The 15630-nt window shown below is 40.0% G+C and carries 14 protein-coding genes; all 14 read right to left on the reverse strand.

Annotated features, from left to right (window positions below; genetic code table 11):
- Positions 1 to 197: 197 nt before the first annotated feature.
- The 14 genes from FZF09_RS13435 to FZF09_RS13500 all read right to left on the reverse strand — a co-directional run bounded on the left by FZF09_RS13435 (position 198) and on the right by FZF09_RS13500 (position 15167).
- Positions 198 to 1217: a TRAP transporter substrate-binding protein gene (locus FZF09_RS13435; protein WP_158737128.1), complete on the reverse strand. Its 1020-nt coding sequence runs from the start codon at positions 1215 to 1217 to the stop codon at positions 198 to 200.
- A gap of 167 nt (positions 1218 to 1384) precedes the next feature.
- Positions 1385 to 2266 (reverse strand): hydroxymethylglutaryl-CoA lyase, encoded by an 882-nt coding sequence (locus FZF09_RS13440; RefSeq protein ID WP_158737129.1) that lies wholly within the window; start codon positions 2264 to 2266, stop codon positions 1385 to 1387.
- A gap of 345 nt (positions 2267 to 2611) precedes the next feature.
- Positions 2612 to 3517, reverse strand: coding sequence for a CE1 family esterase (locus tag FZF09_RS13445; RefSeq protein ID WP_158737130.1), 906 nt, complete (start codon positions 3515 to 3517; stop codon positions 2612 to 2614).
- 15 nt (positions 3518 to 3532) lie between these two features.
- Positions 3533 to 4945: a dihydrolipoyl dehydrogenase family protein gene (locus FZF09_RS13450; protein WP_158737131.1), complete on the reverse strand. Its 1413-nt coding sequence runs from the start codon at positions 4943 to 4945 to the stop codon at positions 3533 to 3535.
- Positions 4946 to 6127: a dihydrolipoamide acetyltransferase family protein gene (locus tag FZF09_RS13455; protein ID WP_158737132.1), complete on the reverse strand. Its 1182-nt coding sequence runs from the start codon at positions 6125 to 6127 to the stop codon at positions 4946 to 4948.
- 33 nt (positions 6128 to 6160) lie between these two features.
- Positions 6161 to 7159, reverse strand: coding sequence for an alpha-ketoacid dehydrogenase subunit beta (locus FZF09_RS13460; RefSeq protein ID WP_158737133.1), 999 nt, complete (start codon positions 7157 to 7159; stop codon positions 6161 to 6163).
- Positions 7159 to 8226: a pyruvate dehydrogenase (acetyl-transferring) E1 component subunit alpha gene (gene pdhA / locus FZF09_RS13465; protein WP_158737134.1), complete on the reverse strand. Its 1068-nt coding sequence runs from the start codon at positions 8224 to 8226 to the stop codon at positions 7159 to 7161. The genes FZF09_RS13460 and pdhA overlap by 1 nt, the downstream gene beginning before the upstream one ends.
- Positions 8227 to 9203: 977 nt before the next feature.
- Positions 9204 to 10088 (reverse strand): glycine betaine ABC transporter substrate-binding protein, encoded by an 885-nt coding sequence (locus FZF09_RS13470; RefSeq protein ID WP_158737135.1) that lies wholly within the window; start codon positions 10086 to 10088, stop codon positions 9204 to 9206.
- A 23-nt stretch (positions 10089 to 10111) separates the two neighbouring features.
- Complete coding sequence (locus FZF09_RS13475) at positions 10112 to 10942, reverse strand: ABC transporter permease (protein WP_158737136.1); 831 nt, start codon at positions 10940 to 10942, stop codon at positions 10112 to 10114.
- The gene (locus tag FZF09_RS13480) at positions 10939 to 12138 is read right to left on the reverse strand and encodes a quaternary amine ABC transporter ATP-binding protein (protein ID WP_158737137.1); all 1200 of its coding nucleotides are present in this window, start codon (positions 12136 to 12138) and stop codon (positions 10939 to 10941) included. Before FZF09_RS13480 ends, FZF09_RS13475 begins: the two co-directional genes overlap by 4 nt.
- A 35-nt stretch (positions 12139 to 12173) precedes the next feature.
- Complete coding sequence (locus FZF09_RS13485; protein WP_158737138.1) at positions 12174 to 12650, reverse strand: thioesterase family protein; 477 nt, start codon at positions 12648 to 12650, stop codon at positions 12174 to 12176.
- Positions 12643 to 13626, reverse strand: a complete 984-nt coding sequence (locus FZF09_RS13490) for an L-carnitine dehydrogenase (protein ID WP_158737139.1) — start codon at positions 13624 to 13626, stop codon at positions 12643 to 12645. The genes FZF09_RS13485 and FZF09_RS13490 overlap by 8 nt, the downstream gene beginning before the upstream one ends.
- A gap of 110 nt (positions 13627 to 13736) precedes the next feature.
- Complete coding sequence (locus FZF09_RS13495; RefSeq protein WP_158737140.1) at positions 13737 to 14615, reverse strand: beta-keto acid cleavage family enzyme; 879 nt, start codon at positions 14613 to 14615, stop codon at positions 13737 to 13739.
- Positions 14616 to 15167 carry a GbsR/MarR family transcriptional regulator gene (locus FZF09_RS13500; protein ID WP_158737141.1) on the reverse strand — a complete coding sequence of 184 codons (552 nt, stop codon included), beginning with the start codon at positions 15165 to 15167 and terminating at the stop codon, positions 14616 to 14618.
- Positions 15168 to 15630 lie beyond the last annotated feature (463 nt).

Here is a 15630-nt window from a genome sequence, read left to right on the forward strand (position 1 = left end):
GTCGCGGTTTTAGCAAAAGTTCCTCTTTATCGTGTGCGCCTGAGCGGCTGGGCGCTGAAGCTAGACATGTAAAACGCCAACTATTTATAATTTCTTACCTTTTAAAGAAAAAAGAGTCCTTCTTGGGCTTGTACTCTTTTCCCTCTATTACAAACCCAAGAAGCGTACGGAAAAAACATAACAGATTGAAATAATAATTAGTCTTGGTTAGCTTCTTCAATATCTTCCTCTAACCCTGGGGCTAACATTGTTTCCACAATTTCATCTGTAGCAGGCATGGCTGCTTGTCGAAATTCTTCTTTGTCCACTTCAATTATTTCCATACCTTCCTCTTCTATTGTTTTTACAAATTCTTTGTTTTCTTCCTCAACTATATCTGCTAGATAATCTACTGTGTCTTGAACAGCTTCCTCTAAAGCATTTTGTTGATTTTCATTTAATTTGTCCTGCCATGTTTTTTCACTTACTAAAAACTCATACACCGCTTCGATGTGACCTACATCAATTGCATAATCCTGATATTCCCACATCTGTCTGCCTACAATATTATTAAGGGTATTTTCTTGTGCATCGACTGTGCCTGTTTGCAATGCTGACACAATTTCGCTTGCAGATATAGGGGTTGGAAGGGCACCCAGCTCTTCAAAAACAGGAATCCATGTTTCAAATTCAGGCATTCTTATTTTTAATCCTTCTAATTCTTCAGGATTAGAAAAGGGTTTATTTGAAGTAACCCAGCGCCCACCATAGCTTTGCATACCTAACGTCCGTATCCCGCCTTCTTCTATAGCTTTTTCATTAATCTGCTGTCTCATGTCATCATCGATAAACTTCTGCATAGCTTCGAAGTCTTTAAATAGAAACGGAACATTAATGGCATTGTACTCGGGATAATAAGCGTCTGCATGCAACACCCCCATTCCTAGATCAATTTCTCCAGCTTCCATTTGGCTTAACTGTTCATTTTCGCCTCCTAATTGCCCTCCCATGAAATATTCTACTTCAATAGAACCGTCACTTAATTCAGTAATACGTTCATCAAAATGTTCTCTCATAGCTGCTGTGATTCCTGAATCATCGTTTGTTGTAGCAAAAGTCAGATGTACTGTATCGTCAGAGCTTCCAGTGGTTTCATCAGATCCTCCAGCACTTTCTTCTTCTCCGCATCCTGCAAGTAAAAAAACAACGGCTAAGGGCCCCATTAAATATTTTTTCATTTTCCCACCTCTTCATATTCTCATATTGACAACGCTTACAAAATAATATTTAATCCCTACTACATAAATAGAGACTTTGATTAAGTTAAACTAATTTTCTTTCCAATTTTATTCATCCAATACATTTATTCTAAATATTAAGAAATTGTATACATTAATGAGTGAAGTTAACTCTTAACCTTATTTTGTTTTTCGTACAGTACTTCTGGAAAATCGTGATCAAACGTTTTTACATCATCCAATTTGATTTCAAAGTTGGTACCTTGCCGCTCCATAAATTCTAACACTTGGCTTGCTTTAATATTCCCGGGCGACCCCGGAGCATATGGACAACCCCCTAAACCTGCCTGTGCTACATCATACAATCTAACTCCTGCCTGCATGCCTGCTAAAACATTTGTTAAACCATACCCATAGGTATCGTGCAGATGCAGACTAATTAGTGTATCAGGAAACTTATCCGCTAACCTGCTGCAATATTCATACACCATTTTAGGAGTAGCTGTTCCTATTGTATCACCAAGTCCCAATTCATCGACCCCGCTGTCAATCAATCGTTCTGCAATTCTTTCTACCTCTGAATAAGGTACGACTCCGGAATAAGGACACGTAAATGCAGTAGCAATCCCCCCGACTATTTTTCTCTTGTCTTGCCGGGCCTGCTGTATTAAATCTCCTACTGCATTTAAAGATTCATCCGTGGTTTTATTAAGATTCGCTTTATTATGAGCATTACTTGCCGATAGAAAAAATTTAGCCGTACCAATACCTGTATTCATAAACCTCTCAAGACCTTTTTGATTAGGAATTAACGCCTCATACTCTACCCCCTCTACTAACGGGAGTTGTCTTGCTAGTTCGTCAGCATCACTAAGAGCCGGCACCCATTTCGGGTGTACAAACGATGTTACTTCAATACAAGAAAATCCAGCATTAATAATACGATCTAGCCAACGTAGTTTATTTTTTGTACTCAAGTGATAATTTTCGTTTTGCAAACCATCTCTTAAGGTTACGTCTCGAACATTTATTTCTTCTGGAAATATCAAGTGTTTTGCTCCTTTCTGTTCGTTATTTTAATATTTTTTTGTATCCATCACATTTTCTATTTCTGTTGTTTATTGACTAAACGTGATGACCCTGTTTTAACGTTATTGTTATTCCTTGTTGTATGTACCTTCATTAAATAGATTACAATCTGTCCTAGTTAACATGACTTCCCTCCTGACAAGCTACTGTTCAGCATAAATAATCTGAAAATTCAATTAATGTATACACTTAATTTCTCTAAACATATCAATGTCCAGTGTTTTTGTCAATATGTTTTAAAAATTATTAATTATTGTAAATTTAGTATGAAAATGAAAAATCTTCATTCTGTCATTATTCATCTCCTAATTAAATGATTTCTGTTGATGTAATAATTGAAACGAGTCCCATAGCAATTTGCTAGTATTTATTTGGCTGCTTACCTTACCGAACGCTGGAACTTGCACTTTCGGACCACCCGGCCAAGTATGCCCTCCTCCTTTCACCGTGTAAAGAACTGCTGTCATCCCCCCCTTTTCTGCCACGTAAAGACTTCCTTCTACACGTGTGGGATCGTTAAGAGATATAGGAGATAAGCGTTCATTTCTTATTTCCCAGGAAGAAGCAGATTGATAGGTCCACCATTCTACCGTCGACTTCGCTCCTAACAATCCATCGACTTCATAAGACACCTCCCCTTTTGCATCTTCCTCTGCATATGGCACAACAGGGTCCTCATTTCCCATCACAAATATTAATGGCGGCAGCACACCAACCTCCTTCTTTTTATAAATTTCCGGTAGTGGACCAGCTACAGCTCCCACAGCTGAAAATGTGTCCGGCATTTCTATTGCCAGTCTTAAACTAAAACTAGCTCCATTCGAAAAACCAGTTGCATATACTTGATCAAAAGCAATGTTATGCGTTAAGTTCCATTGGTTCAGCAATTCTTCAACAAATTCGACATCTTTTACTCCCGCTTCATAGGCCAGACTTCCTTCTTTTCCTTCATTCCATTGTTTTGAACGAGGATCCTCATTCTTTAATTGTTTAGAGTCAGGATAAATAACAATAAATTGTTCTGATTCTGCTAACTTATGAAAGTTCGTTAATCTGCTGTGATAGTTTGCATCGCTGCCTGCTCCGTGAAAGCTGAAAAGTAGAGGGACTGATGTGTCATCCTGAAGGGAGGCAGGTATATAATATAAATACTTTCTTGTCTCTCCTGCTGTTTCTATTGTTTCTTCGACAAGTTCTCCTTTTGTAACCACTTTTCCACCCCTTTTCTAAGGTTGATGCACTGCTTTTCCGAGAAGTCCTTCTGCTGCTTCTAACCATGCTTCATTGATACTTGGGTGAGGATAATAGGGATAAGTGACATCTTCCACGCGCCCTCCCATTTCAAGAACTTGAACGGCAGCGGTAATCATTTCTGCTGATCCGTACCCAATAGCATGATACCCTAAAATAACGTCTGTTTCTTTTTCGCTGATGATTTTAACAAGTCCTTCTGGTTCATTGGACAGGGCAGCGTAGCCGTTCGCTCGCAGTGGAAATTGGCTTATTAAGATATCATGTCCTTCCTGCAGAGCTTCCTCTTCGGTCAGACCAACAACCGCAATTGGTTTTACCGTATGAACGACTACTGGACAAAGACCCGGCTCCCATTCACTATTTTTTCCTGCTGCCTGTTCACCAGCTGCTTTACCCTGCTTGATTGCTTCTACGGCTAGAGAGCCTGATGCTGTAACATCGCCGACAGCATAGATATGCGATTTACTCGTCTGAGTCGTATTCGTTATAGGTATAAATCCATTTTCCGTTTTTTCAACTCCACACGCTTCTAGTTGCAGCAAGTTTGTGTTAGCTGACTGCTCACCAGCTGCAAATAGATGGGATGCTTCTATTGTGGTTTCCCCTTTAGAAGTGACGACGGTCACATGAACGTCTTCTTTGGACGCGTTCACATTTGTGATTTTTGCTTCTTTGTATACTTTTATTTTTCTTTTTTTCAATAATCGAGAAAGTTCTTTATTAATACTATTATCAAAAGAAAATTCACGTTTTTCTTTATCCAGTATCATTGATATTTTAGATCCAAAGCTGGCGAATACAGATGCTGCCTCTAATGTCGTATAATCCGATCCATATAATATAAGATGTTTGGGGATTTCTTCTAATCTATAAAGAGAAGCACCAAGTATTATTCTCTCGTTGTTAGCTGGTATTTCTTCCGGAAGCTTATAAGATGCTCCTGCAGCGATAATTGCCTGCTCAAATTTATATTTTTCAAAAGCATCTTGTCGTTCAACACCTATTTCCGTATCGGATATAAAAGAAGCAGTACCTTGGATACGCTCAATTTTATATTTTTTCAATAATGCTTCTACTCCCTGGTTAAGAGAACCTATAATTTTATCTTTACGTTCTTGGAGTGTTTTCAAATCAATGGAAGGTTCACCATTTCCGTGAATACCGAAAAACTCCATTTCTTTCGCTTTTTGTATCCTCCCTGCTGCTTCGGTAAAAAGCTTAGAGGGTATACAGCTGTCATGTAAACACATTCCACCTGTCTTGTTCTGTTCAATGATCGCTACTTCTTTACCTAGCTGAGCAGCACGGACAGCCGCATGATAGCCTCCAGGGCCGCCTCCGATAACGACAACTTCTATTTCGTGAGCAAAATCTCCAACCACCATTTATATCAGCTCCACAAACAAAAGGTTCGGTTCTTCTATTAATTGAATGAAATAACTCATGAATGCACTAGCTTCAGCTCCTGTCGTTACACGTCTGTCACAAGTAAGCGAAACGTCCATTAACTGGCGGATATGGATTTCCTTTTGATACACAGCCGGTTTTTCTTTTATTCGATGAAAGGTCATCATGTTTCCTTTTGAATAGCCAATCGGTGTTGGACGAACCGGGGGTTGCTCAGGGTCTATGTTGCTTACAGCAAAGGTAATCTTACCTTTTTGATTTTCTTTCCCTTGTTTTGCTTGCTCTGTTACAGTTTTTAGTGTTTCATCGATCTGAGAAATAGACAGGTTTTGTACATCTTCCAATACTGGAACTCTCATCCCGTTCTCCAACTCTGTAACCAGCCCCAAATGGCATCTTTCTTCTCCACTATTTAAGGACTGATAGTGGCGGAGAGCTTCTCGCAAAGCTTTTATTAAAAACGCCTGAACGGTTATTTCCAAGTTGTACCGGTTATATAATTTATCTTTTATTTCTAAAATATTGGTCATATCTACTTCGTTCCAATAAGTGAATGAAGGCAGGACAAAGAAAGAACCGGTCTCTCGCTGTTGTTGATCATCTGTACTTTGCATAGCTGTTGATTCTGATATCGGTGCTTTAATATCAGAAGTATCATTGCTGTCATCACCATGCTTTTGCAGTCTGATATATGCATAGACATCATCCTCAACAACTCTGCCCGCCGGCCCGCTGCCTTTAATTTGTTCAATATCAACATCGTTATCTCGGGCAATTTTTCTCGTGTATGGTGCAGCGATTACTCTCTTTCGCCGAGGCGGGGTTACAACCGCGTTAAAACTGGAAATAGCAGCTCCACCAGTTGGAGAGGGGGCTTCTTCTTTTGACTGGATATGTTCTGCTTTTGGTTCGTGCTCGCCTTTTTGACCATCATTAATAAGAAGAATCGTTTCTCCAACTTCGACCACATCTCCTACTTCTGCCTTTATTTCATCGATAGTACCTGCTTTTGGTGCTGACAATTCAGCACTCATTTTATCTGTTTGAACCTCTACAAGCGGTTGATCATTTTTAACGGTATCGCCCGGCTGCACATAATAATTCAAAATTTCAGCTTCATGCATGCCCTCGCCAATATCATGAAGTTTTACTTCTATCATTGGGACGTCTCCTTTCCTTTAAATTGATATACTTCAAAACGATATACTCCGCTGTATGGCGTTTTTTATCTTTTCCGGGCTTGGAATATACTCATTTTCCAATGAATAAACAGGTACCGGTATGTCAAATCCGCATACCCTTTCTACAGGGGAACGCAGATATAAAAACGATGTATCATTAATTACCGACATAACTTCTCCGCTAACACCTCCAGTAGCTGGGGCCTCATGAACGATGAGTGCTCTTCCTGTTTTTTGTACGGAAGCTGCAATGGTGTCTTTATCCATTGGATACAGAGTCCGTAAGTCAATGACTTCACATGAGACATTTTGTTCCTTTTCGATTTGCTCTACAGCCTTCATCGTTTCAATTGTCATCGCTCCCCACGTGAAAACAGAGATATCTTCCCCTTCTTTTCGCACTGCTGCTTTTCCGAGTTTTATTGTATATTTTTCTTCCGGCACCTCCACTCGAGAAGAGCGATAACAACGCATGGGCTCTAAAAATAAAACAGGGTTCGGATCGTTAACACTTTCAATGAGAAGCCCTTTTGCATCATACGCATTTGATGGGACAACTACTTTAATACCAGGCATATGCGTAAATAGAGCTTCGACACTATCGGAATGAATTTCTGGAGCTTTCACCCCTGCACCGTACGGAGCACGAATAACGATCGGAGCTGTATAACGTCCCATAGAACGCTGGCGTATCCGGGTCGCGTGGGTCATTATCTGATTAAAAGCTGGATAAATGAAACCGAAAAACTGCATTTCCGCAATTGGCTTAAAACCGTTGACTGCAAGACCAATGGAGGTTCCAATGATACCGGATTCAGCAAGCGGTGTATCAATAATCCGTTCTTTTCCAAACTCCTCATAGAGTCCTTCTGTCGCTCGAAACACCCCGCCGTTCACGCCGACATCCTGCCCCATCACTAACACGTTTTCATCTTCTGCAAGCATTGTTCTCATAGCATCATTAATACCTTGAATCATAGTCATTTTTTTCATTTGAACAGATGTCGTCATTAGGATTTCCTCCCTTTTACCGCTAGATGTTCATCAATTTGTTCTTGTATCGTCCAAGTTGGCACATCAAACACATGATCAAATAATTGACTCATATCAGGCTCTGGATAATTTTCCATTTCTTCCAAGGCTGTTTCGATTTCTTTATTAATATCTTCTTGCAATGCTGCCGTCCAGGCGTCTTCCCATTCCCCTTCATTTTTCAAATATCGTTCCAGCCGCAGAAGTGGATCAGTTGTCTCCCGCCTTTTCTCACTTTCTGATTGATCTCGGTATTTTGAAGGATCATCTGCCGTTGTATGTGCTCCATAGCGCCAAGTCACCGCTTCCAGTAACGTCGGCCCCTCCCCCTTACGAGCACGTTCAACCGCTTCTTTTACTGCAAAATAAACAGCCAATATATCATTTCCGTCTACACGGGCACATTCCATATCATAGCCTAGTCCTTTTTGGGCAATCGTCTTCGTATTCATTTGCTTTTCCATCGGCACACTGATTGCAAATCCATTATTCTGGTTAAAAAACACTGCCGGCACCTGGAAAACGCTTGCAAAATTTAACCCTTCATGAAAATCCCCCTCTGATGTAGCACCATCTCCAAAGTACACGAGGGATACACGATCACTGCCGCGTTTTTTCTCGGCCCACGCAGCGCCGGCCGCATGTGGGAGCTGGGATGCAATTGGAATAGCAGGCGGAAAAATATTAATTCCTTCAGGAGGAAGCCCCCCTTCAATTCGCCCCCGCCAATTTAACAAAAGATTTCTCATGGAGTGACCAAACGTTAATGTTGCTGCATGATCGCGATATGTCGGAAACATCCAATCGCCTTTTTCTAATGCCGCAGCACTGCCAACTTGTGCTGCTTCCTGACCCTCATATTGCACATATGTTCCTATCCGGCCCTGACGCTGCAGTTTCACCGATTTTTTGTCCAGTAGACGAGCTCTTAGCATGAGATAATAGAAATGTTTTATTTGTTCAATCGATATTTTGTCTATCCCAGCGTCTGGATTGACTTTTCCTTCTTCGTTTAAGATTTGCTGCATAGGAAATTTATCTAACATTGTTTACGTGCCACCTTCCTTTTTCTTAAGAATTATTGATAGCAAATTTTCCAGCACATTCATTTTAGTTTTTTAAAAAATCCGTAAAATATTAATATTATGAAAATGTGTTTTTAACCATGAATAGTCTCTGTGTGGACAAATCCATAACAGGGTGAATCAATTAAGAAATTTATTTAACCAGCTTTGTTATTTATTCGTCCGCTTATTATTGAATCAATAATCGGTGGTTAATTGTAATGTTATAGCTGTTTAAATATTCACTCAAGAATGTCATTTAAAGCTTAAATGCTTTTAAGCAGTAAAATGATTGTGTATTTTTATATGTGAGATATTAAGTCATTAATTGTGTAACCCTTGATTTAAAAGAATTTTTAATAAAAACCAAACAGTTAGTGGACAGCTTTCATATACGATAATTGTTTTAGTTATATATGAAATCCATATATACAACGCTTGCCATTTCCGCATAAAATAGTAATTGGGAAAACTTGGATTACTTATCCTTTGATCCTTTTACTAAAGTAAGAAAAGCGCAAGCGTCCTGGTCAGCCGCGACAGATTCTGGAGCTTTCGCGCAGGATCGCCTGCGGCCCCGAGTCGAAAGGGAAGGCATAAGACGTTCAGCTCATTTTAATGAACTTCCACTAAGATCGCACACGTCGACGCATAGGATGTGCTAATATCGCCAATGCCACAGGACGTGGCGTTTTTGGCGACGAGTGTGCAACGTAGAAGTCACCACATCGTGTGGAAGGACGTCCTGTGACAACGCTGAACGGGCTTGCACAGGATGTGTTGACTTTTGCGTTGCGACAGGACGTTCCGGTTTTAGTAAAAGTTCCTCTTTATCGTGTGCGCCTGAGCGGCTGGGCGCTGAAGCTAGACATGTAAAACGCCAACTATTTATAATTTCTTACCTTTAAAAAAGAGCAGGTTTCCCCTGCCCTTTGCATAATTTTTCGTATGAAGTTGGTTTAATCGTTCTTCATTTCTTCGATTTCATCTTGATGATCGTCAACCCACTCTTGCGCTACTTCTTCTGGACCTCGCTCATTTTCATCGATTTCGACAATCATTTTTTCAACATCTTCAATATTAATGCTCCAGTTGCTCAAAAATTCATATGCTTCTGGCGCTTCTTCTTGCAAGTTACTATTCGTAATAACCCGTACTTCCGAGGTCTCAAAGAATTCCTGCGGGTCTTCAAGCACTTTTAAGTCATAATCATTAAACATAGGGTGTGGACGCCAGCCGTAAAACACTACTGGTTCTTCATTTTGAATTTTACGGGAAGCCTCGGCAAGCATTCCTCCCTCACTGGACGCTACTACTTCCATATCTAAGTCATAGCCTTCTGTCATTTCACGAGAGGTTTCTGTTGCTTCTGCTCCCTCTTCTATACTGTACATCTCATTATCAAACTTATCTTCGTTCCCTTTTAAATCTTCCATAGAATCAATTTCTTCCATATAAGATGGGACAACCCAGCCAATTTCTGCTTCTGGATAACTTACAGCTGTTTCGTCAATACTGTCTCCAAATTGTTCTATATAATTTTTATGCATTGGAAACCAGCCATCCATAAATACATCAAGGTCTCCTCTAGATAGACCGGTAAATACTCCCCCGACATCGGCTTCCGTTCTTTCTACTTCATATCCCATGTCCTCAAGAATGAGAGCTGCCACTTCTGTTGGAGGAACTGTACTGCTCCATGGTGTTACACCTATATTAATCGTTTCTCCACTACCGGGAGACCCTTCATTTCCTCCGCTTGCTTCTTGCTCTTCTGAATCCCCGCATGCTGCTAGTGCAGTGATACTCATAGCTGCTAGTATACTAATACCTATTTTTTTCATAAAATATCCACTCCTCTATTGATTTAAAGTTTATCTCCGATCCCTTGGGTAAGCCGGTCAATAATAATCGCTAATACGACTATTCCTAAACCGCCAGTTAAGCCTAGTCCTACATTAACGTTCGATATACCTGACAGAACGGTTGAGCCAAGTCCTGGTGCTCCAATCATGGAGGCGATAACAGCCATGGAAAGAGCCAGCATAATGGTTTGATTTACGCCAGCCATAATGGTTTGAAGAGACATTGGAAGTTCCACTTTAAACAACATCTGCCAAGTAGTAGAGCCAAATGCTTTCGAAGCTTCCACAATATCTTCTGGAACTTGTCTAATTCCTAAATTAGTCATTCTTACAGCTGGCGGAGTTGCAAAAATAAAAGTAGAAATAACTGCAGGAACACCGCCGAGGCCGAATAATAAAATAGCTGGAATCAGGTAAACGAAACTTGGCAAAGTCTGCATAAAATCAAGCACCGGCCGAGTTAATTGATTCATAAATCGATTCTTGGCACTTATAATACCAAGTGGTACGCCAATAATGACTGATAACAGGGTCGCGACAATAACAATTGCTACCGTCTGCATGGCTTCGGGCCATAAATCCACCGCACCTAAATAGATACATCCTGCAAGTGAGAATAACCCTACCCCTTTGCCTGCTAACCAAAAAGATAAAACCACGACAATGAATGTTAGAAGAAAAGGTGGAACAATAAGCAATCCATCTGTGACTCCATCTACTATCAACTCAATACCGTCACTCAATTGATTGAAGAAATCACCGAGTTCTGGGAGGAGCCATCCATTTACAAAGGAATTAGTCCAATCTTCTAAAGGGAGGTGCAAGTTTTTCATACTGCGCTCACCTCTTCTTTCTCCTTACCTAACACGAGACCTGATAGAATAGAAACGCGCGATATAATTCCTGTTAATCTGCCCTCTTCTGTAACCGTAATAGGGTATTTTGTCTCAGCTGCATAAGCAATCAATTCGTGAAGAGGAGTATCTTGTCTAGTAGAATGATAGTCAGTACGTAAAACCTCTTCCATAGATATATCATTTTTATATGCTTTAATAGCATCATCAATCGTTAATAATCCAATAAGACGTTTTGTTTTATCGACTACGAAAATACTAGATACACCTGCTTCTTCCATCTTTCTTACAGCTACTCTAGGCCCGTCTTTATAAGCGGCTAACACGGCTGGTTTTTTCATGACGTGAGCAGCGGTAAGTACTTTCGAACGGTCAACATCTTTCACAAAATTCGATACATATTCGTCTGCTGGATGTTCTAGTATTTGTTCTGCCGTACCAACTTGTACAATCCGTCCGTCTTTCATAATTGCGATTCGGTCTCCAAGTTTTAAAGCTTCATCCAAATCATGAGTGATAAAAAGAACGGTTTTGTTTAATTTATTTTGTAAATCTAGCAATTCATCTTGCATTTCTTGACGAATGAGAGGATCGAGTGCACTAAACGCTTCGTCCATTAATAGAATGTCTGTGTCATTTGCCAGCGCTCTTGCCAACCCAACCCGCTGCTGCATTCCACCGCTTAATTGATCTGGATAACTATTTTCATAGCCTTTCAAGCCAACATCTTCAATGGCACGACGTGCTTGTTCCTCTCGTTTACTTTTTTCAACCCCTTGAATTTCAAGTCCGTACGCCACATTGGCAAGTACTGTTCGAAAAGGGAAAAGGCCGAACTTTTGAAAGACCATCCCTAATTTTTCTCTTCTCGTCTCGGTTAATGTTTGCTTGTCCATCTTTGTAATGTCTTCATCATCGATTAGCACATTGCCATCAGTAGGATCAATCAAACGATTGATTAATCGAATTAGTGTTGATTTTCCACTTCCGGAAAGCCCCATAATAACAAAGATTTCTCCGGCTTCCACAGAAAATGAAGTTCGATTAACACCGACTGTCATGCCTGTTTTTTCAAGAATCTTATCTTTCGTTTCTCCTTGCTCTAGATAGTTCAGCCCTTCTTTTGGGGAGGAACCAAATATTTTCGTTAATTCTTGTACGTTGATTTTACTCATGAACCATTCTCCTTTGAATGCTTCTTTCCTATAATTTATTTTTTCCTAATTCCAATTTTTCTTCCCGCTCGTTCAGGAACAGACCAGCTTTCTTGTTGTTTACTCGCAGCCTTTATTACGTCATACACCTCTTCAGGGAATGGAGAAGGCCGCTCTTCCTTGATATCAATGCCCATTAGCATTTGTTCACTTACTGCCAATTCTTCTCCATTTTTATTTGTCATGAAAAAAAATACGTGCATTCGCTTTGCATCATAGTCAAGCAGTTGAAAAGTGATATCTAGCTCTTCACCTTCATGGGCTTCTTTCAAATAACATAAATGAGTCTCAAGCGTATATACCGTATATTGGAAGTGCTCTCTTCCGGCTTCATCCAAACCGATTAATTCCATCAATTTATTAACAGCTAAACTGAATACGCTGGCATATGCGGCATCGTTCATATGTCCGTTATAGTCTACCCACTCACGTTGAACAGTTTCTGACGTAATGGGTTTTGTGAAATCAACCATTAGAAAGCTCCTTTTTGTTTTCCATTATGCTTTGTGGTTCTGGCCAGTATTCTTCTACTAAATCAAGCAGCCGTACTAAAAATTCATTTCGCTTAGCTTCTAATTCTTCAACAGAATGATTTCCAGCACTCGTCTCACAGCCTTCAATCACACGTTCTTTCAACTCATCCGTTAATTCGGGGGCTTCTAGTTTTGTCCAAGGCAGTTTTAATGCTGGTCCAAATTGATGCAGCATGTGGCGCATGCCTTCTTCTCCACCTGCTAGATGAAAAGTTAAAAATGGTCCCATTTGTGCCCAGCGCAGTCCAGCTCCATAAGTGATGGCTGCATCGACCTCTTCGGTTGTAGCTACTCCGTCATTAACAAGATGCAAGGCTTCCCGCCACAAAGCCTCCATCAAGCGGTCTGCTACGTGGCCTTCAATCTCCCGTTCGATTCGAAGCGGCTTCATTTCAACCTTATTATAGATTGCTTCAGCTTGAGAAATGCTCTCTTGGCTTGTAGCTGTACCACCTACAATCTCAACCAGAGGAAGCAGGTACACCGGATGAAAAGGATGGGCTACAATCACTCTTTCAGGATGGCTGCAGTCTTGCTGCAATACTGACGGTGTAATACCGGAAGTACTAGAAGCTATAATAGCGTCTGTATCAGCATGTTTGTCGATTTCTGCCAACACTTTTCGCTTAAGTTCTTCTCTTTCTGGGACATTTTCTTGGATCAAACAAACATTCTGAACAGCTTCTTTCAAATTATGTGTAAAAGACAGCCGTTCCACAGAAGCTCCCGCAGCTAGACCTCTTTGTTCCATATAAGGCCATGCATGTTTAACCTTTTTTCTCATTTGAGCTTCTGCCCCATCTGCAGGGTCTGTGGCTATTACATTAAACCCTTGAGCTAAAAACCTTGTAATCCATCCTGCGCCGATAACACCAGTTCCCACTACTGCCACCGTTTGTTGTTTTTGTGTCGACATGGTTGTTTTCCTCCTGTTGATATATAAATAATTACATTTTTTCCTATAAATGGATATATAAAGACTGATATTCTAAGGATGGACATACAGCCTATATCCTATTTTATTTTCTATGGTTTTCTTAATTTTAATTTTTCACGCGCTTCTTGGGGAGTTAGTACATTTGCTCCTAGACTTTGCACAATGTTTACTGCTTTATCTGTCAGCTGTTCATTTGTTGCTAATACGCCTTTTTTCAAATAAAGATTATCTTCTAGTCCTACTCTAACGTTTCCGCCTTGTAGTACTGACTCTGCGGCAATAGGCATTTGCATAGCACCTATTCCAAAAGCTGCCCAATTACTGTCTTCTGGGATACGTTGTTTCATGTATGAAATGGTTTCGGCATCTGCTGCTGCGCCCCACGGTATTCCTAAACAAAATTGGAATAATGGCTGTTCTTCAACTAATTCTTCTTTCATTAATTGATTAGCAAACCGGATATGTCCCGTATCAAAGCATTCAAGTTCTGGTTTAACTCCACTTTTTTTAATTAATTCGGCTTGTTTTCTCAGCCAGTCAGCTGGGCTAATGTAAATCTGATCTCCAAAATTCACACTTCCGCAATCTAGAGTGCAAATTTCAGGGAGGAGCAGTCCAACCGGCTCATGACGCTCTTCAGGGGTTTGAATGTCCGTTCCTTCTCCGCCTCTTGTGGGATCTTCATCACTTGGAACCCAATCTCCGCCGCCGCCGGCTGTAATATTAATGATGACGTCCGTATCTGATTCTCGGATTCGTTCGACAACTTCTTGAAATAAGCTTACATCATGGCTAAGCTGGCCGGATTTAGGGTCACGCACATGAATATGGGCAATAGCTGCTCCCGCTTTTGCTGCTTTTATGGCAGAATCAGCAATCTCTTTCGGTGTTACCGGCACTTCAGGGTTTTTTGAAGCTGTATCTCCTGCGCCCGTTACAGCGCATGAAATAATAACATTTTTATTCATTTACTTTTCCTCCTTCGGATTTTTAGGCACATGATTGAATATTTCTCCGCTCTCAAAGAATTCTATCAGCCGTTGAATCCAGTCATAATATTCAATCCATTGATGTATTTCATGTAGAAGATCATTCACCTGTTCTTCCGCTTCCTCGGTCAGTTCTTCTTCTTTTTGAATCGTTTCTAACCTTGTTCTTAATCGTTGTTCAAAATACTTGCTTTTATTTATCGCTTTTCTCCAATTCGACGTGAATAGGGAGATAAACGTTTGATAATAGTCTTGTTCCACCTGATATAAATCTTTGCGAACTCCTGCTTGAAATACACGCTCTGCGATATTCAGATCAATCATTTCACGAACAACTTGACTCATTCTCGTTTTGCTCATTCCTGTTTCTTTTGAAAGTTCATCTAGCGTCATAGGTTCTCGATTCATATAAATAATACCTAACACTCTGCCCACCGTCGTGGATACGCCAAAGGAATGCATATTATCAGCAATCTTTTCTACAAATTGTGTTTGTGTTTGCTGAATATCATTAAACGCCTTTTCTTTCATCGTCATCCCCCTATCAACTTTTCTGTTTATGAACTTTATCATACAACGAACCAAAGCCAAAAATTCAATCAAATAAGAAATCAATAGATATAACAAGAAATATAAAGATATCTCTCTATAAACTTTATAAACAAAAAAGTTTATATAATTTCCGTAAATATTGTGCAGTTTATAAACTTTATATTTTATAAATTGCACACATTGGTATAAAAAATACCAGTCTGCCGGTCATTTTGGCAAGACTGGTTTATTTCATTATTTTTCCTTTTGCACCAATATTTTTTCATTGTACGTAGAAACCTTTATTTTTCATATTTTTCCATTTGTGTATGCAATTTTTAAGGCACAAAACAAAATGAGCCTAACCGATTATGTCTGGTTTTATTAAATATTTAAAATTTCAACCTCTTCTTCTATTCATTCAGCACCATCATACTCTATTTTTCCTCGATCCATTACAAAT

The organism is Alteribacillus sp. YIM 98480, from assembly GCF_009765375.1.
Classification (GTDB): Bacteria; Bacillota; Bacilli; order Bacillales; family Marinococcaceae; genus Alteribacillus.